24 protein-coding genes are annotated in these 24,387 nt (G+C 45.1%); 18 read left to right on the plus strand and 6 right to left on the minus strand.

Annotated features, from left to right (window positions below; genetic code table 11):
* The 13 genes from ACO5GU_RS02395 (at position 1) to hflX (ending at position 13,571) form a co-directional block, all read left to right on the plus strand.
* Entirely contained in the window at positions 1 to 1,506 is a 1,506-nt protein-coding gene (locus tag ACO5GU_RS02395) for a RodZ domain-containing protein (RefSeq protein ID WP_484929930.1), read from the plus strand.
* 48 nt (positions 1,507 to 1,554) lie between these two features.
* Positions 1,555 to 2,052, plus strand: coding sequence for a YajQ family cyclic di-GMP-binding protein (locus tag ACO5GU_RS02400; protein WP_012808870.1), 498 nt, complete (start codon positions 1,555 to 1,557; stop codon positions 2,050 to 2,052).
* Positions 2,018 to 3,424 (plus strand): 30S ribosomal protein S12 methylthiotransferase RimO, encoded by a 1,407-nt coding sequence (gene rimO, locus ACO5GU_RS02405; protein WP_484929932.1) that lies wholly within the window; start codon positions 2,018 to 2,020, stop codon positions 3,422 to 3,424. The genes ACO5GU_RS02400 and rimO overlap by 35 nt, the downstream gene beginning before the upstream one ends.
* Positions 3,425 to 3,437: 13 nt before the next feature.
* Positions 3,438 to 4,043, plus strand: coding sequence for a CDP-diacylglycerol--glycerol-3-phosphate 3-phosphatidyltransferase (gene pgsA, locus ACO5GU_RS02410; RefSeq protein ID WP_484929934.1), 606 nt, complete (start codon positions 3,438 to 3,440; stop codon positions 4,041 to 4,043).
* A 93-nt stretch (positions 4,044 to 4,136) separates the two neighbouring features.
* Positions 4,137 to 4,634 carry a CinA family protein gene (locus tag ACO5GU_RS02415; RefSeq protein ID WP_314019454.1) on the plus strand — a complete coding sequence of 166 codons (498 nt, stop codon included), beginning with the start codon at positions 4,137 to 4,139 and terminating at the stop codon, positions 4,632 to 4,634.
* Between the two features lie 231 nt (positions 4,635 to 4,865).
* On the plus strand, positions 4,866 to 5,954 hold the full coding sequence (recA, locus tag ACO5GU_RS02420; RefSeq protein ID WP_012808865.1) for a recombinase RecA: 1,089 nt from the start codon (positions 4,866 to 4,868) through the stop codon (positions 5,952 to 5,954).
* The gene (locus tag ACO5GU_RS02425) at positions 5,954 to 6,628 is read left to right on the plus strand and encodes a regulatory protein RecX (protein ID WP_484800495.1); all 675 of its coding nucleotides are present in this window, start codon (positions 5,954 to 5,956) and stop codon (positions 6,626 to 6,628) included. The genes recA and ACO5GU_RS02425 overlap by 1 nt, the downstream gene beginning before the upstream one ends.
* 283 nt (positions 6,629 to 6,911) lie before the next feature.
* On the plus strand, positions 6,912 to 8,465 hold the full coding sequence (gene rny, locus ACO5GU_RS02430) for a ribonuclease Y (RefSeq protein WP_484929936.1): 1,554 nt from the start codon (positions 6,912 to 6,914) through the stop codon (positions 8,463 to 8,465).
* 3 nt (positions 8,466 to 8,468) lie between these two features.
* Positions 8,469 to 9,554, plus strand: coding sequence for an ATP-binding protein (locus ACO5GU_RS02435; protein ID WP_035431036.1), 1,086 nt, complete (start codon positions 8,469 to 8,471; stop codon positions 9,552 to 9,554).
* A 27-nt stretch (positions 9,555 to 9,581) separates the two neighbouring features.
* Positions 9,582 to 9,905, plus strand: a complete 324-nt coding sequence (locus ACO5GU_RS02440; protein WP_035427621.1) for a stage V sporulation protein S — start codon at positions 9,582 to 9,584, stop codon at positions 9,903 to 9,905.
* Positions 9,906 to 9,907: 2 nt separating this feature from the next.
* The gene (gene miaB, locus ACO5GU_RS02445) at positions 9,908 to 11,275 is read left to right on the plus strand and encodes a tRNA (N6-isopentenyl adenosine(37)-C2)-methylthiotransferase MiaB (protein ID WP_484820649.1); all 1,368 of its coding nucleotides are present in this window, start codon (positions 9,908 to 9,910) and stop codon (positions 11,273 to 11,275) included.
* A complete protein-coding gene (gene miaA, locus ACO5GU_RS02450) occupies positions 11,272 to 12,210 on the plus strand; it encodes a tRNA (adenosine(37)-N6)-dimethylallyltransferase MiaA (RefSeq protein ID WP_484929938.1) in 939 nt (312 codons plus the stop codon). Before miaB ends, miaA begins: the two co-directional genes overlap by 4 nt.
* 47 nt (positions 12,211 to 12,257) lie before the next feature.
* Positions 12,258 to 13,571: a GTPase HflX gene (gene hflX / locus ACO5GU_RS02455; RefSeq protein WP_484929940.1), complete on the plus strand. Its 1,314-nt coding sequence runs from the start codon at positions 12,258 to 12,260 to the stop codon at positions 13,569 to 13,571.
* Here the strand turns inward: hflX and ACO5GU_RS02460 are convergent.
* Both ACO5GU_RS02460 and lexA read right to left on the minus strand, forming a co-directional pair.
* The gene (locus ACO5GU_RS02460; protein WP_484929942.1) at positions 13,542 to 14,306 is read right to left on the minus strand and encodes a heparan-alpha-glucosaminide N-acetyltransferase domain-containing protein; all 765 of its coding nucleotides are present in this window, start codon (positions 14,304 to 14,306) and stop codon (positions 13,542 to 13,544) included. The genes hflX and ACO5GU_RS02460 overlap by 30 nt on opposite strands.
* Positions 14,307 to 14,313: 7 nt before the next feature.
* On the minus strand, positions 14,314 to 14,967 hold the full coding sequence (gene lexA / locus ACO5GU_RS02465; protein ID WP_035431049.1) for a transcriptional repressor LexA: 654 nt from the start codon (positions 14,965 to 14,967) through the stop codon (positions 14,314 to 14,316).
* Positions 14,968 to 15,152: 185 nt separating this feature from the next.
* Here lexA and ACO5GU_RS02470 point away from each other — a divergent pair, with 185 nt between their 5' ends.
* The 5 genes from ACO5GU_RS02470 (at position 15,153) to ACO5GU_RS02490 (ending at position 19,094) form a co-directional block, all read left to right on the plus strand.
* Positions 15,153 to 15,599, plus strand: coding sequence for a LysM peptidoglycan-binding domain-containing protein (locus ACO5GU_RS02470; protein WP_484929943.1), 447 nt, complete (start codon positions 15,153 to 15,155; stop codon positions 15,597 to 15,599).
* Between the two features lie 97 nt (positions 15,600 to 15,696).
* On the plus strand, positions 15,697 to 16,143 hold the full coding sequence (nrdR, locus tag ACO5GU_RS02475) for a transcriptional regulator NrdR (RefSeq protein ID WP_012808854.1): 447 nt from the start codon (positions 15,697 to 15,699) through the stop codon (positions 16,141 to 16,143).
* Positions 16,143 to 16,592: a dUTP diphosphatase gene (dut, locus tag ACO5GU_RS02480; protein WP_035427613.1), complete on the plus strand. Its 450-nt coding sequence runs from the start codon at positions 16,143 to 16,145 to the stop codon at positions 16,590 to 16,592. Before nrdR ends, dut begins: the two co-directional genes overlap by 1 nt.
* 70 nt (positions 16,593 to 16,662) lie before the next feature.
* Positions 16,663 to 17,979, plus strand: a complete 1,317-nt coding sequence (locus ACO5GU_RS02485) for an NCS2 family permease (RefSeq protein WP_035427611.1) — start codon at positions 16,663 to 16,665, stop codon at positions 17,977 to 17,979.
* A gap of 164 nt (positions 17,980 to 18,143) precedes the next feature.
* Complete coding sequence (locus tag ACO5GU_RS02490; protein ID WP_475002873.1) at positions 18,144 to 19,094, plus strand: NAD(P)/FAD-dependent oxidoreductase; 951 nt, start codon at positions 18,144 to 18,146, stop codon at positions 19,092 to 19,094.
* Positions 19,095 to 19,198: 104 nt separating this feature from the next.
* Here the strand turns inward: ACO5GU_RS02490 and ACO5GU_RS02495 are convergent, their stop codons facing one another.
* The 4 genes from ACO5GU_RS02495 to ACO5GU_RS02510 all read right to left on the minus strand — a co-directional run bounded on the left by ACO5GU_RS02495 (position 19,199) and on the right by ACO5GU_RS02510 (position 24,104).
* Complete coding sequence (locus ACO5GU_RS02495) at positions 19,199 to 19,867, minus strand: DNA alkylation repair protein (protein ID WP_484902357.1); 669 nt, start codon at positions 19,865 to 19,867, stop codon at positions 19,199 to 19,201.
* Positions 19,868 to 19,955: 88 nt separating this feature from the next.
* The gene (locus ACO5GU_RS02500) at positions 19,956 to 20,483 is read right to left on the minus strand and encodes a GNAT family N-acetyltransferase (protein ID WP_484929945.1); all 528 of its coding nucleotides are present in this window, start codon (positions 20,481 to 20,483) and stop codon (positions 19,956 to 19,958) included.
* A 741-nt stretch (positions 20,484 to 21,224) separates the two neighbouring features.
* The gene (locus ACO5GU_RS02505) at positions 21,225 to 22,811 is read right to left on the minus strand and encodes a ClC family H(+)/Cl(-) exchange transporter (RefSeq protein ID WP_484929947.1); all 1,587 of its coding nucleotides are present in this window, start codon (positions 22,809 to 22,811) and stop codon (positions 21,225 to 21,227) included.
* 105 nt (positions 22,812 to 22,916) lie between these two features.
* Positions 22,917 to 24,104 (minus strand): coiled-coil domain-containing protein, encoded by a 1,188-nt coding sequence (locus tag ACO5GU_RS02510; protein WP_484815275.1) that lies wholly within the window; start codon positions 24,102 to 24,104, stop codon positions 22,917 to 22,919.
* Between the last annotated feature and the right edge of the window lie 283 nt (positions 24,105 to 24,387).

Consider the following 24,387-nt stretch of genomic DNA (forward strand, 5'->3'; position numbering starts at 1 on the left):
ATGCCACGCCCTCGTTTTAGTGAGATGCTCGTAGAACGTCGACGTCAACTCGGACTTTCTATCACGCAAGCATCAAAGATTCTTCGCCTCAAAGAGCAGGCACTTATTGCTTTTGAGGAAGGCGATTTTAAGAACATGCCGCAGAGTGGTTATGCTCAGGGCATGCTTTCTTCGTATGCTCGCTATCTAGGACTTAATCCGCGCGAGATTGTAGACCTCTTCCAGGAAGAGAGCTACGAGTTTGAAAACGGCACCTATTCTCATGAGCTGCGCCGCCGTACGCGCGATACCCAGTCTGGCCGTGGCATTGCTGGTTATGACGTCGTAAACGAGTCTGGTAGCAGGCCAAAGGCATACGTACAGTACCACGGTCTTCTCCCCACATCGGGAGGACCAGCTGGCGATATGGGTGCTTTTGCAACTACCTCTGGTGTTCGCTCCAGACAAACTGGCGTGCCTCTGGGCGCTCAGGCATCTGAGGAGGATGCTGGCGGCTACTCATATTCTCGCTACGCCACAGGTCATGCGTATAACGCCGGTATTGAAGAGGCTTCTCGCCAGAAGACCATGGCAAGTCGTACACGTGGCGGCGTTCAGCGCAGACGTGTAGGTATCGCGGGCGTTAGCATGCCAGCTTATAAAGACGATGTAACCAGAAGAACTGTTGCTCCAAGCGATTACACCGATGACCTTCGCTATGACAATGTAACTGATCCTTATGAGCGAGCATCTACTATTTCCGGTCGCCGTGGCTCTAGAAATATTGCGCAGGTAGATAGGCCTAATGTTCGCCGTCGCCAGCCATCTAGCGCCGCTGCCCAACAGCGCCGTGCTCCTCAAAGACCAGGCGTTATGGGTGCACTTCAGAATTATTTCTCTGACACAGGGCGCACCATTGCTACCGTATTTGCTCTTGTTGTTGTGATCATTACCGCTGTTTTGCTGTTCAGTGTTCGTTCCTGCATGACAGCTCGCACTACGCCTACTACAACTAAAACGGTAAGCGTTAACAACTCAACAACTGATTCTTCTAAGAATTCCACTACTACAAACAGCAACACGGACACCTCTAAGAAGGATTCAGCTGATGCTTCTAAGAGCACCACTACAACTGAGCCAAAGAAGGAAGAGACTCCTAAGCAGACTACCGTAGTGGTTACTGTTGCAGATGGTCAGACCAGCTGGGTTGAGATTACGGTTGATGGCAAGAGTGTTGAGGCTGACGCTATTACCGGCCCATGGTCTCAGACATACACCGTCACTGACTCCATGACTGTTCTTGCAGGTACTCCTGGTGCTGTTGCGGTAACCGTTAATGGTACTGCTAAGCCATTTGACGCAAATGCTTCTGGTATTGGCACCTTGACCATTCAGGGCACTAAACCTGCTGACGCTAACGGTACAAACGCTTCAGGAAATCAAACAAATAGCACGTCAACAAGTACAACTAGCGGAACTACTGGTACAACTAACAACCAGAATTCCAACAGCAATTCAAATAACTAAACGCCATAGGGCGAGAAGTTCTTCTCGCCCAGGTAATACGGAGGGGAAATGGCTAAAGAATCAAGCTTTGACGTTGTGTCTGAAGTAGACATGATGGAAGTTGATAATGCATTTCAGCAGGCAGCTCGTGAGCTAACTCAGCGCTACGATCTTAAGGATTCTGGTGCAACACTTGAGCTCTCAAAGAAAGAGGGTAAGTTCACTATTGAGGCTCCTGCAGACTTTGTAGCATCTCAGGTGAGGGATGTTCTTGGCTCCAAGCTGGTAAAGCGTGGAATTGATCTTACCGCTATTCGTTGGGGAGACCCCATTCCTGCGGCAGGCTCTACCGTGCGTCAGATTGGCTCAATTGTTTCTGGTATTGACCAGGAAACCGCCAAGAAGATTGCTAAAGATATTCGTGATATGAAAGTTAAGGCTAAGGCAACCGTTGAGGGCGATAAGCTGCGTGTTTCTAGCGCTTCTCGCGATGTTCTTCAGTCTGTGATTGCAAGCCTTAAGGAGAAAGACTATGGCCAGCCCCTCCAGTTCAACAACTATCGATAGGGGCTACAACGTCCTATACATCACGTTAGGATGCGCTAAAAACGAGGTTGATACAGACCGCATGCGTGCGCGTCTTTTGGCCTCTGGTTTTGGCGAAGTTGCAGATCCAGAGTCAGCAGACGTTGCAATTATCAACACCTGCTCGTTCTTGGCCTCAGCAACAGAGGAGTCTATTGAGACTACCCTTGAGATTGCCGAAGGCGCTTCCGAGGGAGTGCGCAAGCTGCCCATTATTATGTGTGGCTGCGTTCCTTCTAGGTACGGCGCAGAGCTTAACGAGCAGCTTCCTGAAGTTGCTGCGTTTGTTCCGGCAGATCAAGAAGATGGCATTGTCAGCGTTGTTGCAGACGTTCTGAATATCCCTGAGCCTACACAGTCTATTGTTGCTGCCCATGGAATGCTGCGTACTATTGATGGCGCCAGTGCATTTGTAAAGATTTCCGAGGGCTGTGATAGATTCTGTGCTTTCTGCGCCATTCCATACATTCGTGGCCACTATCACTCAAGACCTGCTGAAGAGATTCTTCAAGAGGTACATGAGCTGATGGAAGGTGGTGTTCGTGAGGTCATTCTGATTGGCCAGGACACCGGTATCTGGGGCTCGGATATGCCTGATACAGCAGATGGTCAGACGCCAACGCTTGCCAAGCTTATGCAGCAGGTTGCTGAGGTAGTTCGTCCTTACAAGGGATGGATTCGCGTTTTGTATCTGCAGCCAGAAGGTATGACCGATGAGCTCATCAGCACCATTCGCGATACACCTGAGGTTCTGCCTTACATTGATATTCCAATTCAGCACTGCAACGAGCGCATTCTTAAGCGTATGGGTCGCTCCGGCTCTACGCAGGAGCTTCGTGAGCTTTTTGATCGCCTCAGAACAGAGATTCCTGGCATGGTTCTTCGAACTACGGGAATGTGCGGCTTCCCAGGTGAGACTGATGATGAATCAGATGAGCTCTACGACTTCATTCAGGAGCAGGAGTTTGATTACACATCCGTCTTTACCTATTCACCAGAAGAGGGAACTCTAGGCGCAAAGATGTCCGATCAGGTCCCCGATGAGGTAAAGATTGAGCGCACGCAGCGTCTGCTTGACCTTGTAGAGCAGCTTGGCTTTGCCGCAACTGCCCGTCACGTTGGTGAGCGCTGTGAGGTCATTATTGACGGAATTGAAGAATCCGACGAGGGTACTGAGCTTATCGGCCACACGTGGTTCCAGGCTCCTGACTGCGATGGCGCTGTTCACATTGCAGAGGGAGAGGCTGCGGTTGGAGATATTGTCCTTTGTGAATTGGTAGATTCTTTCTGTTATGAAATGATTGGCGAGATTATAGACGCTACAGACACACAGTCTGGCGAGAAAACCGTTTAGTTGGGGATAGGTCATGTCATCAAAGACAATTTGGACACCTGCAAATATTGTTACCTGCGCTCGAGTGGTGCTGGTACCCTTTTGGCTTCTTCTTGCACAGCTTTTAGGCGTATCTCTGGCCGATTCTCTAGCAACACCTGGTTTTAACCTCGGAGCCTTTATTGTCTTTGTTGGCTATGTTGTCATTTCTTTGACCGATAAGCTTGATGGTTATCTTGCGCGCAGTAGAAATGAAGTTACTACCTTTGGTAAGTTCTTAGATCCAATTGCCGATAAACTCGCTGTTGTTGTGGCCCTTTTTGTGCTCCTTGAGTGGCACATGGTTTCACCTTGGGTACTCTTAGTGATTGTTGCACGAGAGTTTTTGGTGTCGGGTCTGAGAATGGTTGTCGCATCAAAGGGTGTTGTTATTGCCGCATCTGACTTGGGCAAATGGAAGACTGCAACAACTATGGTTGCTATTTGCGGCTTGCTTTTCTTGCCGAGCATCCCTGGCGGAATGATTCAGGACGTTTTGCTCTTTATCTTTAACGTATCTATGTGGGTTGCAGTTGTTCTTACGGCCTGGTCAGGAATTGACTACTTTGTAAAGTCTTGGCAATACATTGCTGAAGTTTAACAAGATGGCGTCTCTCTGAGGCGCCATACGTATATACGATAGGTATGTTTTCATACCAAACGTTTGCATGCGGACCGAAAAGTTGTGATTCATATGTTTTCATCTGAAGTTCTTTCAGAAGCTCAACAGGTTGTTTCAGAGGCTCTTGAGGCTGGTCTTACCGTTGCATCTGCTGAGTCTTGTACGGGAGGACTTGTTGCAGGTGCTCTTACTGCCATTTCTGGATCGTCGAGCGTGCTTAAAGGCTCTGTTGTGAGCTACACCATTGAGATTAAGCAGAAGGTATTGGGTGTCTCAAAGGATATTTTTGAAGAGCCGTCCCTTGGCGCTGTTTCTGAACCCTGTGCTGCTCAGATGGCTTCGGGTGTTAGAGAAGTTATTGGCTCAGACATTGCGGTTTCCGTCACAGGAATAGCTGGTCCAACAGGAGAAGAGCCTGGTAAACCAGTTGGAACGGTTTGGTTTGGTATTACCAGTAACAACTTTACCCATACGGTCTGTAAACATTTTTCTGGCAATAGAGAACAGGTGCGAGAAGCTGCAGTTTTACAAGCTTTACAACTAATTCATGAAGCAATTGTGAAGGCTTAAAATCTGATTTTAATAGGGAAGTCCAAAACAAATCAGTTTTGGACTTCTTTTTTATGCGGCTTTGCAGGACTTATACAAACAAATTGATAATTCAGAAGAAATTTGCTGCTCAAGAACGGAAAAAGAGAGGTAAGAATTCTGACAAATTACCTCTATAGAGTATATGTTTGACGTTGACATAGAACGTCTGTTCTTATAATATTCTAGTAACAAAAAGAGCAAGGAGTATCCATGGCTAAAAAGTCAGTTTCAAAAGAGATTAAAGCTCGTACTACTGGTGATGAGAGAGATGAGGTTATCTCTTCAACCACTGCAGAGATTGAGAAGAAATTTGGTGCAGGCGCTATTATGCGTTTAGGCGAGGGTGGTCCTGCCTTTGATATTCAGGCTATTCCAACTGGCTCACTTGCTCTTGATGCAGCATTGGGTATTGGCGGCGTTCCTCGCGGTCGTATCGTAGAGATTTATGGCCCAGAGTCCTCTGGTAAGACAACACTTTCACTAGAAATTCTTGCAGAAGCTCAGGCGCTAGGTGGTGTTGTTGCCTTTATTGACGCAGAGCACGCACTAGACCCAGGCTATGCGGCTCGTATTGGCGTTGATATTGACGATGTTTTAATCTCTCAGCCAGATACTGGTGAGCAGGCTCTAGAAATTTGTGACATGCTTGTTCGCTCAGGCGCCATTGATGTTGTAGTTGTTGACTCTGTTGCTGCTCTTGTTCCTCGTGCAGAGATTGAGGGAGAGATCGGCGATTCTAGCGTTGGTCTTCAGGCTCGTCTCATGAGTCAAGCTCTCCGTAAGTTAGCTGGCTCTCTTTCAAAATCTAATACGCTCTGTATTTTCATTAACCAACTAAGAGAGAAGATTGGCGTTATGTTTGGAAGCCCAGAGACCACTTCTGGTGGTAGGGCTCTTAAGTTCTTCTCTACTGTCCGTATGGATATTCGCCGCGTTGACAGCATTAAGGTTAACGGAGAAAACGTTGGCAACCGTGTTCGCGTTAAGGTTGTAAAGAACAAGGTTGCTCCGCCTTTTAAGGTTGCTGAGTTTGACATTATGTACGGTCAAGGTATCTCCAAAGAAGGCTCCATTCTTGATATGGCTGTTGATTTTGAGATTGTCAACAAGTCTGGAGCTTGGTTCACCTATGAAGGCGAGCGTCTTGGCCAGGGTAGAGAAGCAGCTAAATCTTTCCTTACTGCCAATCCAGATCTCATGGAAGAGATTGATCACAAAGTACGAGTTGCTTGTGGCCTTGTATTTGATGAAGATTCTGAAGTTGGCACTCCGGTTGCAACGGAAGATTCTGCTGAATAATGTCAGAAATTTCTTGGTCGATTGAACTTCCAAAAAAGAAACAGGCAGTTCTAGGTCAGGCAAAGCCTAAAGCGAAGATACTTTTAGAAACTGAAGTTGGAGGGACGGAGGAATTCTTTGTCCCTCCAACAGTAGCTCGTGCTCTTCAGAACAAAGAGAAAGATGGTGTTTTTACACCTTCTTCTCGTAATGAGTTTTTATATGAGCTAAAAGAGATTTCAACGCAGTGTATTAAAGCTCGTATTGAGGCTTTGATCGTAAAAAGGGACTACTCTACAGCTGAGCTTCAAAAAAAGCTTATGCTTGATGGCTATCAGAAGAATGTAAGAGACCCTGCAGTGCAGAGGGCTGTTGAAGTTGGTTTGATTAATGACAGTCGTTTTGCAGACGTCTATATACGTTCTAAAATTTCACAAGGCTGGGGTCCTCTTAAAATTAAAACTGAAATTTCTAAAAAAGGGATTGAAGTTGAGACGCTCCCTGGATGGCCTGACGCTTATTTTTCTGATGTGGATGAATTTGAAGTTGCGTATTCTTTGGCCCAGAGAAAACACCTGTCGGGAAAAAATGATTATGAGAAGCTTGTCAGGTTTCTCGCCACAAAGGGATATTCATTTTCTATAGCATCATCTGTTGCTAAAAAGATTTTGGATGAAAACGCCACATCTGAATGAATATATTTGCTTAGCTTATAAGTCTGTTGTATTGATGTACTTTACTTTTCCTACCTGCTATTTATTGACAAAAGTTACAATGCTCTATACGATAAATATGCCGTGAATAGGCTCATTTCCGCTGGGCAACCAGCGTCACGTATACAGTAGGTATCTCATACATTTGATCTATCTCTGAATGTGGCATGACCAGCCAATGAACCCTGCTCATGGCGGGTTCTTTAGATACTGTTGTGTCTAAAGTCTCCTGAACACTTTTGTAATCGCCATTTGAGGAGTAGGTATGGAATTAGCAGCAGTAGGCATTGTTTGCCTTCTTGTGGGAGTAGGCCTTGCATACGGCGTACTCTCTAACATTAGTAATTCAAAGATTAAAACTGCAGAACAGCAGTTAAAAGAGGCTCAGACTAGTGCAGATCGTATTGCTTCTGAAGCAGCTCGCCAGGCAGAAACAGTTAAAAAAGAAGCTGTTCTTGAGGCTAAAGAAGAAGTTCTTCAGCTTAAGCAGGCAGCAGAGGCAGATGAGAAAAAGCGTAAGAGTGAGCTCCGTAGCATGGAGAATCGTATTCTTCAGCGTGAAGAGTCCCTTGATCACCGTACTGATGCACTAGAGAAGCGTGAGCATCAGCTCTCCAGCCTTCAGGGCCAGCTTGATCGTCGTAAGAACGATTTGGATTCTCTTGTTTCTCAGCAGTCTCAAGAGCTTGAGCGCATTGCAGCTCTTACAAAAGATGAGGCTCATGATGAGCTTCTGGCTCGAGTCCGTTCTGAAAGTGTTCGCGATGAGGCTATGATTCTTCGTGAGTCTGAGCAGCGCGTTCGTGCACAGGCAGATAAAACTGCACGTGAGATTATTTCTACCGCTATTCAGCGTGTCGCTGCAGATCAGGCTTCTGAGATTACAGTAACTTCCGTCCATATCCCATCTGATGATCTAAAGGGTAGGATTATTGGACGTGAGGGTAGAAACATTCGTACCTTCGAGCAGGTATCTGGTGTTTCTCTTGTTATTGATGACACCCCAGAGACTGTAGTTCTTTCAAGTTTTGATCCAGTCCGCCGTGAGACCGCTCGTGTTGCACTTGAGAACCTCATTGCAGACGGTCGTATTCATCCAGCACGTATTGAGGAGCTCTACAAGAAGGCTGAGGCTCTTGTTAACGAGCGTGTTCTTGAGGCTGGCGAACAGGCTGCATTTGATTGTGGTATTCACGATCTTCATCCAGAGATTGTAAAGACTCTTGGTAAGCTTCGCTACCGTACTTCTTATGGTCAGAACGTTCTTGCTCACTCTGTCCAGGTTGCAGTACTTTGCGGCATTATGGCTGAAGAGCTTGGTCTTGAGCCCGCTCCAGCTAAGCGTGCTGGTCTGCTCCATGACCTTGGTAAGGCAATTGACCACGAGGTTGAGGGTCCACACGCTGTAATTGGTGCAGATCTTGCTCGTCGTCATGGCGAGCGTCCTGAGATTGTTCACGCTATTGAAGCTCACCACGCAGATATTGAGCCAAACACCGTGCTTGACATGCTTGTTATGGCCTCAGATGCTATTTCTGCTGCACGTCCTGGTGCTCGTCGTGAGTCCGCTGAGAACTACATCAAGCGCCTTGAGAAGCTTGAGGCTATCTCCAATGCGCACGAGGGTGTTGAGCGTACGTATGCAATGCAGGCTGGCCGTGAGCTTCATGTAATGGTTGAGCCTCAGATGATTAGCGATTCCGAGGCAACTGTTCTTGCTCACGATATTGCTAAGCAGATTGAGGATGAGATGGAATATCCAGGACAGGTTCGCGTTGTTGTTATTCGCGAGTCTCGTGCTGTGGACGTTGCTAAGTAATTTATGGCAGCCACTTCTACTGACTTAACAGGTTTTGTTGCCTCCATGGGAGGTGAACGCGCACTCCGTGTCGAGGAATCCCTCGGCGCGGGGTACGTTCGTTTACGCGTAGCAGAAGCAGAGCGTAGACAGGCAAAGCATGATATTCGTTCGGTAGAAGATATTGTTATCGAGCTCTTACGTAATTCTCGCGATGCTGGTGCTCGTCACATTTATGTTGCAACCTCAAAAGAGGGTGCGCTCAGAACTATCACCATACTTGATGATGGTCAGGGTATTCCAAAAGACATGCAGGAGAAAATCTTTGAAGCTCGTGTAACTTCAAAGCTTGAGAGCATGCACATGGACCGTTGGGGAATCCATGGCCGAGGCATGGCTCTCTATTCCATCAAAGAAAACTGTGAATCAGCTCAGGTTGTGGCTTCTGCTCCAGGACTTGGCTCTGTTATTCAGATTGTGGTAGACACTACTAAAATTTCCGAGCGAGTAGATCAGTCTACTTGGCCAACTTGTGGTTTGAATGAGGACGGACTCAAAACAACCGTTAAAGGTCCTCATAACATTATTCGTACCTGCTGTGACTTTGCGCTTGAGGTTAAAGGCTCGTGCGAGGTAATGTTGGGCTCTGCTGCAGAGATTGCAGCTACTGCTCGTCGCAGAATTGCACAGACGCTTGATATCGCTGACCTGCTATTTGTTGAAGGCTTTGAAAACGTGCCTGTTCTCGAGCGCTTCAGGGCCGCAGCGGATGCAACAGAGCTTTCTGAGGTTTGTAAGTCTCTTGGTCTTTCAATGTCAGATAGAACTGCTCACAGAATTATTGCTGAGCAGATTAAGCCTTTGCGTAGTGTGTATGCACAGGTCAGCCACACTGTTGAACCTGAAGGGGTTTCTCGCGAAATTGATCTGATGAAAGACCATCGAGGCCTCAAGATGAGTAAGGCTGATATCAGCAGCTTTTCTCGAAAAATGGAGCAGAGTTTTGCTGAGTTGTCCGAGAAATACTACGTTTCTTTGACGTCTGAGCCTCGTGTTCGTGTAAGTAAAAACAAAATTGTTGTGACTTTTGATATTGAGTCGCAAGAGTAGAACAAACGCACAATAATTGGAGCACTCATGGGTTTGCTTAAAGTTTCAAGTAAGTCTTCACCTGCTTCTGTAGCAGGAGCTATTGCGGGACTGGTTAAAGATAATGAGCCTGTTATGCTTCAGTGCATTGGTGCGGGTGCGGTTAACCAGGGTATCAAGGCCATTGCTATTGCCCGCGGATTTTTGATTCCTTGCGGCCTGGACATCACCTGTGCTCCAACGTTTTCTGATATCGAAATTGCAGGGGAGAGTAGAACTGCAATTAAAATTGCCATTTATGTCCATACACTGTCTGCCCCTGATACGCAGACTCCAGCTGTTAGTTCCACTGAGTATAACGAGGTACTTTAAGCATGATTGAAAATTCCGAGCTCGTAGGAAAAACATATCACATCAAAACTTTTGGCTGCCAGATGAATCTACACGATACAGAGCGAGTCTCTGGTCTGCTTGAGGCTTGTGGCTGCAATGAGGTTTCAGATACCGATGACGCTGATATTGTCATCTTTATGACCTGTAGTGTTCGTGAGAACGCTGATCAGCGTCTCTACGGTCAGGCTTCTGCCATGGTCAGCGCTCCAACGCCTCCATCAGGCAAGCGCGTTGTTGCCATTGGTGGCTGTATTGCGCAGCGCGATGGCGAGAAGCTCCGTGAAAAGGTCCCAGCCGTTGACGTTGTGTTTGGCACCAGTGCACTTGCAAGCTTGCCAGCACTTCTCACCAGCGCATTTAGGGGCGAGAATGACCGTGTAGCCGTAGACACTTCTGAGGAGGGCAAGGGCTTCTCCACAGATTTGCCAAGCAACCGCGCTCAGCAGTATCACGCTTGGGTGCCTATCATGACCGGCTGCAATAATTTCTGCACGTATTGCATTGTTCCTTACGTTCGCGGTCGTGAGCGCAGTCGCACCTTTGAGGCTGTTATTGGTGAGTGCGAGCGTCTTGTCGCAGATGGCGTTCGTGAGATTACCCTTCTTGGTCAAAACGTTAACTCATATGGTCGCGACCTCTACGGTAAGCCTCGTTTTGCAGAGCTTTTGCGTGCGGTTGGTCAGACGGGTGTAGAGCGAATCCGTTTCACCTCATCGAATCCAAAAGATCTTACTGATGAGACTATTGCGGCCATGAAGGAAACACCAGCTGTCATGCCTCATCTTCATCTTGCGGTTCAAAGTGGCTCTACGCGTGTTCTCAAAAAGATGAACCGCAGCTATACACGAGAAGAGTACTTAGACGTGGTTTCTCGCCTGCGTGCGGCTATTCCAGGACTGGCGCTTTCAACTGACATTATCGTTGGCTTCCCCGGAGAGACTGAGGAAGACTTTGAAGATACGCTTTCTTTGGTCAAAGAAGCTGGCTATTCTTCCGCATATACCTTCATTTACTCTAAGCGTCCAGGTACTCCAGCGGCAAAATACGAAGACAACACGCCTCACGAGGTCATCCAGGAGCGCTTTGATAGGCTTGCAGAGCTTGTGGCTCAGCAGGCACACGACGCTAACCAGGTAGATCTCAATACTACACAGGCAGTTCTTGTTGAGGGAACTTCCAAGCGTGACAATACGGTTATGGTGGGACATAGCGAGAAGAACCAAACAGTTCACTTCAATCTGCCAGAAGGTTACACACCAGAAGATCTTATTGGCAAAATTGTTGATGTCCATATTGATGAGGCTCGTACCTGGTATTTGCGCGGAACTATGGAGTCTGATCCTCGATGAGCTCTCATGGCTCGGTTATCTGCATTGTAGGTCCCACGGCTTCGGGCAAAAGCTCCTTGTCTGAGCTGGTAGCCAAGAAGCTTGAGACCTCTGTCATTTCTGTTGATGCAATGCAGGTTTATCGTGGCATGGATATTGGAACCGCTAAAACCCCTGTTGAAGAGCGAGAAGTTCCTCTTTTGATGGTAGATTGCGCCAACATTTCAGAAGAATATTCTGTCCAGATGTTTCAAGTGGCAGCGCGTGAAGAAGCTCATAAGCTTATTAAAGCTGGTAAAACACCTGTATTCTGTGGCGGAACGGGTCTTTATCTTGATTCGATTATCGACCAGATGGAGTTTCCTTCAGGCTCAATCGAGTCTCCTGTACGTACTCGTTATGAAAAGCTTGCTCAAGAGCTTGGTGCTGAGGGTCTGCACGAACTTCTGACCACAAAAGATGCAGCAAGTGCAGAGCTTATCCATCCAAATAACGTACGACGCGTTGTAAGGGCTTTAGAGCTCTTGGAAGAGGGCAAGTCGTATGCAACTCATCATGAGGGCCTAAAGGATCACACACCGTACTTTGACGCCCAGATATGGGGTCTTACGATGGACCGTCAGCGTCTCTATGAGCGAATAAACCTCCGAGTTGACCTTATGTTTGAGCAAGGGCTTGTTGAAGAGGTTCAAGCGCTTATTGAGTCAGGTCTCTCTGAAAATTGTACGGCTGGGCAGGCAATTGGCTACAAAGAGTTCTTTGCGTATTTTGCTGGTGAACAGTCGCTTGAACAAACGCGTGAGCTTATTAAGCAGCATACCAGACAGTATGCAAAGCGACAGATTTCTTGGCTTAAACGAGATGGTCGAGTAAGGTGGCTTGATATGGATCAACTCACAGCCAAGGATGCGCTCGAGCTGATTCTTGCGCAGCATGCTGACGTACAATGCCAGTAGGATACATCAAAAACTAACGTATTTACCTTGTCTAAGATGGGGAGTCTATGGGTCGATTTGTTCCATTTTCAACTGCTCCTAAAGTTGAACGAGCAATTCTTGTAGGCGTTGATTGCGGTAAAAGCGATTGGTCGCTTGAAGAATCAATGGACGAGCTTGAGCGTCTGACACAAACTGACGGCGCTGAAGTCTTTATGCGTCTTACGCAAAAACTTGATGCACCTATCCCCAAAACATTCATTGGCAAAGGTAAAACTGAGGAGCTTATCTCCCTGGTAAGAAACACCAACGCTGATGTGGTCATCTTTGATGATGAGCTCACGCCTTCTCAGCAATCTAATCTAGAAAAATTACTTGGTGAGCCTGTTAAAGTCATTGACCGAACAGCGCTGATTCTTGATATTTTTGGTATTCACGCGCGCACCAAAGAAGGGCGACTCCAGGTGCAGCTTGCACAGCTTCAGTACGTACTTCCAAGGCTTCGTGGTATGTGGAGTCACCTGGTAGGCGAGCAAACTCGTGGCGGCATTGGTAGCCGATTTGGCCAAGGCGAGAGCCAGCTTGAGGTTGACCGTCGTCTTATTAGAAAGCGCATTTCAACCTTAAAAAATGAACTAAAGCAGCTCAGCCAAAGGCGAGAAGTTCAGTCTAAGTCCAGGTGGAATTCTGGAACGTTTAGTGTCTCTCTTGTTGGTTATACCAATGCTGGTAAATCAACGCTTTTGAATCAACTCACAGGCGCGGATGTATATGCAAAAGATGAACTCTTTGCAACTCTTGATCCAACTACCAGAGCACTTTCTCTTGATGAAGGCAGAAAGATTGTTCTTACGGATACTGTTGGATTTATTCAAAAGCTCCCAACTAATCTGATTGAGTCTTTTAAATCTACCTTGGTAGAGGCTCAAGAAGCAGATCTTCTTCTGTTGATTGCAGATGCAACTGATGAGAATCTTTCTAAAGAAATAGCAGTTGTTCGTAGTATTTTAAAAGACATCGAGGCTGATAAAAGTGATCAGATTCTTGTATTAAACAAGGTAGACCTACTTGATGACCAAGAGCTTCAAATGCTCAGAGCACTCTATCCAGAAGCTGTTTTTATTTCTGCCCAGGAAGGTATGGGCATTAACGGTCTTCTCCATAAGATTCAAGAAATAGCTAGCGCCGGTGACAAGGTGGTTAGTGCACTTATTCCGTTCAACAAAGGTGCTCTAGTTAAGTCTGTTCATGAGAGATGCCAGCTTTTGCACGAGCAATATGTTGCTGAAGGTCTTTTACTGTCAGTTAAAGCCGATACGTATATGCAGGCGCTTTTAGAGCCGTACGTGGTGTCAGAAGACGATATTCTGACTGACGAATAAGGCAATGAGCAGCAATATTGGTTGGTGCAAAATATAAACGATAAGCGAATGTTTTCCCATTTCTGTTATAAGGGGAAGGGAAAATGTTTTCATCCAGTTAGGATAGCCTTCTGCCTTGAACTGTCTGTTAAACGCAGCTCCACTTACATACAAGAATAAATAGGGGAGCAATGGATAGTAATCTCCAGATGAAAAAGTTGGAGAAGGAAATCCCGCCCAGGCTAAATACGGTGTTTGATACAACTCTTTAGGTAACGAGAAAACTATGTTACCTATACCAATGTGACCAGCAGAAATTGGAATGCAGATAACAAATAACAAAAGAAAAAGAATTGCCGCTGCATACCCTTTGGGCGGAATAGCGAAACGTGAAATAAGAGCTTCTACGAGGGTACATGAGGCCATACAAAAGAAGATTCCAAACGTAATGGGAGTATCAACTTTTGCAAAGGTAGTTGCTGCAAATATTGCTAAGGCTACAAGGCCATAAACTCCTGTACGCTTAAAAGAATCTTTAGAGAAGGCGCACATACAACCAGCAATAAAAATAAAAGGATATGAGATTGATGGTATCCAGATTTGCATAAGCAGAGGTGTAAACCACGTAAGCTTAACGTGCGAAATAAAGAACAAATCATAGGTAAAGTGAAACAGAATCATTGAAACTACCGAGATACCTCGTATAGTGTCAAAAAACGTTATTCTCCCTTTGGTTTGTCTTAACTCAGCACCCATAATATGACTAAGAAATTGATCTAATAAGTGCAGTAACCCTACCTAAAATGACAGGATTTTGTACGTAGATTGGCTCCATAAAGTCATTTTCTGGTTGAAGACGAATGCGATCGTTTTCTCTGTAGAATGTTTTAACTGTTGCAGAATCATCAATAAGAGCAACAACAATTTCTCCATCATGGGCATCTTGCTGCTCTTTTACAACAATATAATCGCCGTCAAAAATACCAGCATTGATCATTGATTCTCCGCGAACACGAAGAATGAAAGAACTTGAATCCCCAACAATGCTAGTTGGAAGAGATAGAGATTCTTCTACGTTTTGCTCAGCAAGAATAGGAGTACCAGCAGCAACACGTCCTACAAGAGGAAGGCTAATCACATTATTAGCTATGTCTTGAGTAACGGGGGCAAGCTTTGCTGTATCAGAAGTGTTAGAAGCCTGTGGAACAATCTTCATAGTACGAGGTTTTTTTGGGTCTCTATCAATAAGTCCGAACTGCTCAAGAACTTTTAGGTGCATGTGGACAGTTGAAGGAGAAGCAAGATTAACGGCAGCACCAATCTCTCTTACTGAAGGGGGATAGCCATGTTGATCTGTGTAAGAACAGATGTATTCATAAATTGCTGCCTGACGCTTGCTAAGTTTGCCCTTTGGCATATGAGCCTCCTTTTTCTTTTTAATAATAATACACGTGTTCTAAAAAATAATCAAACGAATGTTCTATTTTTTCTTGACACGAACAAACGTACTATATATTATTAGTACAAACGTTCGGACATGACTTTTTGTCCGGTGTATTAGATATAACTAGTTCCGTAAAAACTATTACGGAAGGAAATGATATGAGGCGTATGTATCAGTCAAAGATGTATCAGGTTAGCGGAACTTCAGCTCTTGCTTCTTATAAGCCTGCATTTAAGGTAATTGAGGGCGGAGCAAAGAAAGAATCTGTTGCACCTCAGCGTGAGGAAGTTTCTTACGTCAAGACACTAACAAATAAAGAAGCTTTTGTTGCTGGACTTATTATTACTGCATCCTTTGTTTTGATGTTTGCGGTTTCTTTTCTTCGCACAACCGTTCTCAATTCATTTGCTACATCTGTAATGGATAGCGCTTCACAAACAATTACCGTTCATAGCAATGACACGCTGTGGTCAATTGCAGAGAGTAATCCTATTGAGGGTGTCTCTACAGAACAACAAGTAAGCTGGATTAGAGAAAAAAATAATATTGATTCTTCTCTTTTAAGAACTGGACAAACTCTAGAGATTCCTTCTGTATCTAAATAGTAAATATTTATGTAAATTTCTCTCGGAATTCTGTGTTGATAGCAGTCAATACCTGCGTAAAATGGTATCTTCCTTTTATACGAAAAAAGGGGATTCCATGCGTTGTCCAAAATGCGGTCACGAAGAGTCAAAGGTTATTGATTCTCGTTCATCTGAGAATAACGATGCTATTAGAAGGCGTCGCGAGTGCATGTCCTGTAAGTTTCGTTTTACAACCTATGAGCGCTTAGAAGAGATTCCTATCACCGTTGTTAAGAAAGACGGTCACAAGGAGCCTTTTGATAGACAGAAGCTTATGAGAGGTCTTGTTGCTGCAACAGTAAAGAGAGATATCTCTGTTGCTTCTCTTGATCATTTTATTGATGGTATTGAGTCTCAGATTAGAGATAAGGGTCAATACGAGATTAAATCTGAAGACCTTGGAAGCATTGTGCTTAAAAACCTAGTTATGCTCGATAAAGTTGCATACATTAGGTTTGCTTCTGTCTATAGAGACTTCAAAGATGTTGATGAATTTAGCGCAGAATTAAGGAGCCTGAATTAATGAGCAATTTTGACATCCAGCTACCTATTAAACGCCTTGATCCTACTGTTGAACTACCTTCGTACGCCTATACAGGAGACGCTGGATTAGATCTTAGAAGTGCTGAAGATGTTGATCTTGCTCCTTTTGAGCGCAAACTTATTTCCACCGGTTTAGCTATCGCAATTCCTGATGGATATGCAGGATTTGTTCAGCCTAGAAGCGGTCTCGCACTTAAAAAGGGCCTTTCTATGGCAAATACTCCAGGCCTCATTGATGCTCATTATCGCGGTGAGCTTAAGGTTTGTGCCATTAACCTTGATAGCAAAGAAACTATTCACATTGAGCGTGGTGAGCGTATCGCGCAGCTTGTGATCCAACAGGTCCCTGTTGTAGAGCTTATTGAAGTTGATGAGCTTGATCAGACTGATCGCGGTACAGGCGGTTTTGGTTCAAGCGGCGTTCAATAATTTTTTATTTTGGTGATAAGCGCTTCAGCGCTTGCATAAAGGAAAAGCCTCTTTAGGAAGGAAGAGCTTAATGGAGAAGTTCTTTAAGGTAGCTGAGCGTGGCAGTAATCCCGCTCAAGAGTTTAGGGCTGGAATTACTACATTCCTCGCAATGGCATACATTATTGCAGTAAACCCAGCTCTTCTCGCTGCTGCAGGAGTTCCAGTTTCGGCAGCTATTACTGCTACCTGTCTTGGTGGCGGCATCATGACCATTTTGATGGGTCTGTTCTCTAACCGTCCACTTGCTTGCGCATCTGGTATGGGTGTAAACGCTGTTGTAGCTTTCTCTCTCACTCCAATTACTGGTGGAGATTGGCACGCATCAATGGCAGTTATCTTCATTGAAGGAATTGCTATTCTTCTTTTAGTTCTCTGCGGCCTTCGTGAAGCAATCATGGATGCAATCCCTGTAAACCTACGCCACGCAATCTCTGTTGGCCTAGGTCTTTTTATTGCCATGATTGGTCTCAAGAACAGCGGTATTATCGTTGCTAATGAGTCCACACTTGTTGCTCTTGGCGATATTTTTTCTCCAACCTTTATCGTTGGTGTAATTTCCATTGTTGCAACAGTTGTTCTTTACTCTGCTCGTGTTAAGGGCTCCCTGCTTATCGGCATTATCCTTGCCGTACTTGCTGGTATTCCACTTGGCGTTACCGCAAGTCCTACTGGCATTGTTTCTGGTCTTGATTTCTCCACTTTTGGTGCACCATTCTTGACCGATAGTGCTGGTGTTATGGGTATTGTTAAGGCTTTGACAACGCCAGTTCTTCTCGTCTTTGCATTCTCTTTGATGATGTCTGACTTCTTTGACACCATGGGCTCTGCTATGGCTATTGCTAAGCAGGGAGACTTCCTCACTGAGGACGGCAACGTCAAGGACATCAAGCAGATCCTTATTGTTGACTCTGCTGCTGCAGCTGCAGGTGGTTTCTTTGGTGCTTCTTCCATTACCACATTCATCGAGTCCGCATCCGGCGCTGCTGACGGCGGTCGTACTGGTCTTTCTTCTATCTTCACTGGTCTGCTCTTTATTGCAGCAGCATTCATTGCACCTCTTATTTCTATCGTCAGCTCTGCAGCTACCTGCGGCGCACTGGTCCTTGTTGGCTTCCTGATGATGTCTGAGGTCACTGAGATTGATTGGAATGATCTTCTCGAGGGCTTCCCAGCATTTATGGTTATTGCTGGTATTCCAATGACTTACTCTATTTCTGACGGCATTGGCTTTGGCTTCATTTTCTACGTTGTCGTCGCTCTTGTTACCGGTAACGTTAAGAAGGTTAAGCCTCTGATGTGGGTTGCAACTCTTGCCTTTGTTGCTTACTTCATCATTGCTAACTAGTTTTAAATTACTAGGTGAGGCGCGTTCAAGATGGAGATCTTGGCGCGCCTCTTTTTTATTTGTGAATAGATTGTGTACAATTTATTTTTAAGAGATAACTGATAATGATTGTCACCAGTAGGGTATAACAAACCCAGTTACGATTTATACGATTGGAGCCAATCATGGCAGATGTTATTACTAAAGACCTTGTTATTGTTGGTGGCGGTCCTGCAGGACTTTCAGCAGCAATTTATGCAAAACGCGCTCTTCTCGATACCGTTGTTTTAGAGAAGCAGGCTGTAGGTGGCCAGGTCATCACTACAACTGAGGTTGAGAATTACCCTGGCATGCCAAACACTGATGGCTTCACTATTACCGACACTCTTCAGAAGCAGGCTACAGACCTCGGCGCAGAGATTGTCATGGCCAATGTCCTTTCTATTGTTAAGGATCCAGAGACTAACCTCTTTGTGTTGGAGACTTCTGAGGGAACCTATCACGCAAAGGCCGTCATTGTTTCTGGTGGCGCTAATCCTCGCCACGCCGGCTTCACCAACGAAGAGAAGTTCACCGGCAAGGGTGTTTCTTACTGCGCCACCTGCGATGGAATGTTCTATCGCGGCAAGCAGGTATTTGTAATCGGCGGCGGCAACACCGCTGTAGAGGAGTCTCAGTTCCTTGCTCGTTTTGCTGACAAAGTAACTCTTATCGTCCGCAAGGATCACCTAAGAGCTAACGCAACTGCAATTAAGCAGTTTGAGGAGAATCCTAAGACAGAGATTCGTTATCTGACCAGCATCACTGCAGTTGATGGTAACGATTTGCTTACTTCCATCACCTTCCGCAATAACCAGACGGGAGAAGAGCACACAGAAACCTTTGATGAGGGTAGCTTTGGTGTCTTTGTCTTGGTAGGTCGCGTGCCTTCAACTGAGCTTTTAACGGACCTTGTAGATCTTGATGAGCAGGGATATGTCCTTGCTGACGAGCGTATGGCTACCAAGACACCTGGCCTCTTTACCGCAGGAGACCTCAATAAGAAGCCACTGCGTCAGATTATTACTGCAGCTGCAGACGGTGCTATTGCTGCAACTTCTGTAGCATCCTATCTTGGACAGCCTGTCGAGGGATAATTTTTTATTTCATATTTGATAGATATTTGATAGGGGATCGAGCTATTCGATCCCCTAAATATTTAGATTGACTACTAAAAACCATATCAGCTATTTTCAAAGTACTATTTCAAACTTTTAAGATAAGTTTTTTGTTCTTTGGTGATTCGATAGCTTTCACATGCTTTTTGAATCGTTTTATTGTGCACCCATGTGTCCAGCTTTTTGGTTTCAAGATAGGGTAGTGTAGAGTCCCATTGTTTGGCTAGAGCCGTTGCAAAGAACCAAGCAATCATCATGTTAACGTAGTATTCGTCTGAGTGAATTTGCGCAGGAATTTCAAGGTATTTGGAGTCAAAATTATCATCTAGAAAATGGGTCATAAGCATCTCTATACCAAAGCGACAGGTATATACATGGCTCGAAGATGCCCACCTCTGAATTTCAGTTATAAGACGCGCGCAATTCTTTTTGAAAACCTGCGGCGACAAGATGTCACACACGGCCCAGTTATCGACATAAGGAAGAAATGCATCAATCGCTGAGATACAGTCGTCAAAATCTTTAATCTCTGAAACAAGCAGGCTATGCAGCATGTTTTCGTCATAGTAGGCATGTGGAAGGGCGAGAAGAAACTCGTTAGCATCTTTGCTTTTTCCAAGCCTTTTAGCAAGCTTTCTGAGTTGAGGAACGCGTACACCAATGATGGATTCTCTTGAGATATTGGGTGTGAGTTTACTTTGAAAAGCGGCATATTCTGTATCTTGAAGTGCAAAGAGCTCGTCTTGAATCATTAGGCTCTCCTTCGTCTCATGTGGAAATATGAATATATATATCCTTTTTCAACGTATATCAAGCCTCGTAGACAAATGAGAAGAACTATTAAAGGTCAATCCAATATCTTTGCGTAAGCACATTGTCCTCGTCAAGGACTTCGTTTTCGAGTATTCCTCCGTTATTGATAATAGACTTTGCTGAGCCGATATTATCTTTACGACAGCACATGAGAACACGCTCAATACCAAGTTTCTTACATTCTTTGAGCGCCAGCGCAATCATTGCTGTTGCATATCCTTTTCTTCGCTCACTTGGTCGAATTCCATCACCGATGTGTCCACCACTGTGTAGAAGCTCCTCAGTAAGGGAATGGCGAATATTTACTGCTCCAACAAAAATATTTTTATCATAGTCATAGCAAAAGAGGGTTGTTGTAGGCACTCGACCAGCTGGAACTGGATCTTTTACGTCTAGTTGTTCTAGATAGTTTGTAAAGTCATGGTGATCAAATCTAAAAATGCGTCTTGGAGATGGATTTGTATGATTTGTCTCGATATCATGTATCCATTCATCAAGCATCTCTATGAGCTTGGCTTTATTTTCTTCACTTGGTTTTATGAGAGCAATATTCATGTAATCCCTTAACCTTCGAGTTTTAAATATATTAGTCTAGCTGAAATTCAATCCAGCCTTTATTGAAATGATTTGGTTATTTTGAAACAATCACACCTTGTTTACCTGCAGTTTTATGTATTTATGCAGGTAGATTGGTTGTTTTTATCAAAAAAGGGGAGTAATAAGTTAAAACGAATGAGATGGACTAGGTTACGAGAAATACTAATTAGATTTACCTTGTAGGAAAGTCGAAATCAAGGCATCTAGGAATCTAGATTAGAAATAAATCTGGATAATTCAATAGACGTAAAGAGTTTTCAAATTCAAGTTGAATTCATTAGTGAAAAAGAAATTTAGATATTCGAATTACTACGTATAAAGAAATTGTAGAGTATGTCGAATGTCTGGCATTGATGACTTGTCAGTAAGTAATTAGTTATAGAAATCCGAACAAAATAGCTATGCAATCTAGACGCCTGACTAAGACTCAAATTACTAGAGGTGTAAATACTCATGACAAAGTAAGAACGTGGCTTAAAACGGCTCTCAGAGGCTCAAATTTTGAAGTAATTAGATGCAGGGTATGAAAGCCGATGAAAGATAAAGTATTCTAGATATATAGACGTATAAGACCTCTAAATTCTGTTCTAATATATAAAAGTCTGATAATCTATATTATGTAAACTAATGAGTTGAAGAAAAAGGAGAAGGATTTCGAGCCCCTCTCCTTTACTGTAACGTGTGCGACAGCGATAAGCGCTATACCGATGAATCAGTCATGACATTCAATTTAATCATGACATCGCTTTCATACATCTCATCATAAATAACAAGAATCTTGTCCAGCGCCATCAATTCAGTTTGGCCGGTTGGAATAATCTCCAAGCCCGCACGGTCAATAGTAACAACCCTCACTTTGTCAGGCCATGGGATATCTTGGAGCAATTTGCCCTCAACGGGACTTCCTTGGCCAATAGTGAACTCATGAAGGATTTTCTCGCCAGAATCAAGTGTTGGTTTAGACTCCCCTTGTTGAGAAGCCAAGAATTCTGCAAGTAAGTGCTCGTAGAATGGGTCGACACGCAGGATATTTGCGGTTACATAGGACACAATTGCAACTGCAGACATAGCCATAAGAGCCTCAAGAGAGCCTGTGAGCTCAAATATAAGCACTACCCCGGTGACGGGCGCCCTAACTGCTCCGGCAAAAATGCCTGCAACGCCCATAGCAATAAAATTTGGTGCATATGCCATAGGTATGCCAAAAACATGGGTTGCTACCAGGGCAAACAGTGTTCCAACAAGTGTTCCCATAACAACCATTGGAAAGAGAGTTCCGCCAGGCGTTCCAGCAGCAAAACATGTTGTGGTAAAGAAGTATTTGCCCAGTAAAAGCGCTATAACCATGAGTTCAGTGAGCGTTGCTGGCTCTTTGATTTTCTCGATAATGACGTCGCCGCCACAAAGAAGATCTGGCCAGATAAAAGCCATAATTCCAGCTAGCATGAATGGAATAATGAGCCTCGAGAAAGGCACAAACTTAGTTATCTTTTTGTACAGCCCCTGGGCAAAGAACATTCCCTTATTGTGGAGCGCTCCTAATAAACCACAGATAAAACCGACGATAAGAACAAATGCAAAGTCGACATGAGGTAATGGTGCTACGTAAGGAAGCTGAAGGACAGGCTTCATACCAAGGACGTTAGAAACCAGGAAGTCAGCGCCTACTGATGCGGTCATTGCCGAGATAATCAGTGGAGCATGAAACTCTTTCTGAATCTCTTCGATAGCAAAAAGTGTGCCGGTGAGAGGGGCATGAAAAGCGGCTGACATACCCGCAGCAGCGCCACAAGTTACTAGAAGGCGTTCTTCTCCCCTTTTGCGCTTGAGGAACTTTGAGACCGCTTTACCAGAAACAGCGCCCAACTGGACTGATGGACCTTCTCGACCCATAGAGAGGCCACCAAAAGCCACCAGGACGCCTTGAATGAACTTAACAGGAAGAACTCGATACCAAGGCATATCGGCAGATCCCATGACCTCAGCATTGGTCTGAGGGATTCCAGAGCCAGCGGTGTAGGGTTCAAACTTCATGAGTAGACAAACGGCCGCCATAAGAATAATCAGAACACCAAACCAGAGAGCCATATAAGGCCAATTGCCTGCGATTGATTGAGTAATGGAGCGCATTTGAGCTTCTGCAAAAGAAAGACAAAGGCGATACAGCGTGACTACGCCGCCACCCAGAAGGCCAACAAGCAGACCTTCTCCAATAAGGGCTACCTGAAATCTACGAGAAAAGTGACGCTCAATAATGTTTGTCTTATGTTTGAGATGAAACGCCACAATCTCCCCTAGCAGTCTATGGTTAATAAAAAAGCACGTAAAGTCGTACTTGGATATTGTACGACTTTACGTGCGTGAGTTAAAACTTTGTACAGAAATTGTACGTTAGCCGGAGAATGGTCCTCCACCATAGCAAGCATAAACAGGACCCTCGATAACACCGACAGACTCGTTAGCTGCGTGAATCATGCGGCCACCGCCGATGTAGATTCCAACGTGCTCATAGCCTGCACGGGTAAAGACAATATCGCCATAGTTGAGCTCGTCTAGGGAATCATGCCAGTTACCAGCAGCACGAATAGCACGGCCAATGGTTCCTGCGGTACCTGCACGGTAACCGAGGAAGCAGTAGTAAATCAGGCCGCCACAGTCGAAGCCTGTAGCAGGGGAAGCTCCGCCCCAAACGTATGGATAGCCAATGCAAGCATAAGCTGTAGCAACACCGCCGCCTGCAGCTGGGTAGCCACCGCCACCGCCGGAGTATGATGATCCGCCGCCAGAGTTAGAGCTGCTACTGGAGCTGCTAGAGCTAGAAGAGCTTGAGGAGCTAGAGGAGCTTGAACTTGAAGAGCTAGAGCTGGAATCGTTAGAGGAGCTATCGTTAGACTCTGAGCTGTTAGAAGGAGTCTCACGAGTAACAGTCTCAATTGCATAAGCAACGTTGTTGTTAGCTGATGCAGCCTCCTGAGCAGCAAGCTGAGCTTTTACCTCAGCATCAAGGGAGTCATAGTAAGCCTTAGCCTCTGCAACCTGGCTCTGAAGACCATCTGCAGTTGTCTTCATCTCAGCGACCTGAGCCTGAAGGTTCTCCTGCTCAGCCTGAAGCTCAAGCTGTTGAGCCTGAAGTTGGTCACCAAGAGCCTTGACGGTATTGATGGAGTCAGCCTCCTGCTTGCTGGTGCGGTCCATATAGTAGACACGGCTGACAAAGTCCTCTGGGCTAGACGCTCCAAGGAGGAAGTCCAAAGTCTCCTGTGGGCCTGCCTTATAAGCACTCTTCATTGCTGCAGAAAGGACAAGACGCTGCTTATTGAGCTGGTCTGTAGTCTCTGCAATCTGCTCCTGAACCTCACCAATCTTGTTGTTGGTGGCGTCAAGTGCATAGGTTTTCTCGTTAAGGTTATCCATGGCCTCTGCAAGAGCTGCACCAAGAGAGTCTAGCTGGGCAGATGCGGCCTCAAGATCGCTTTGTGGGTCTGCGAATAGCTTGGCTGGGGTAAGCAGCGTAGTAGCTACACCAAGACCTGCAAATAAGAGAGCGTCTCGTCTTGTGAAAGATCGGCGCTGTGACATATAAGCTCCTTCCGCAAAGCACGAAATCAATTGGGCAACGTGTTGCTTTGCTTTGCCATCTAGGATAGCTCATTTGATAAAAAATCAAAGTCAACTCGCCGATTTCTTAGCGAGAAACCCGTGTAAACAGGAAGCTACCCTATCGAGTATTTGAATAGTTTACCCCGAAAATGACATTTCATACAAATTCAAAAGAACATTTACGCTGCTATTTGATTTGGATTAGGTAAATATTATTGCATAAATTTATACTTGACCTGCAATTATGGAGAAATTCTATGTA

It is taken from the genome of Lancefieldella sp., from assembly GCF_057237245.1.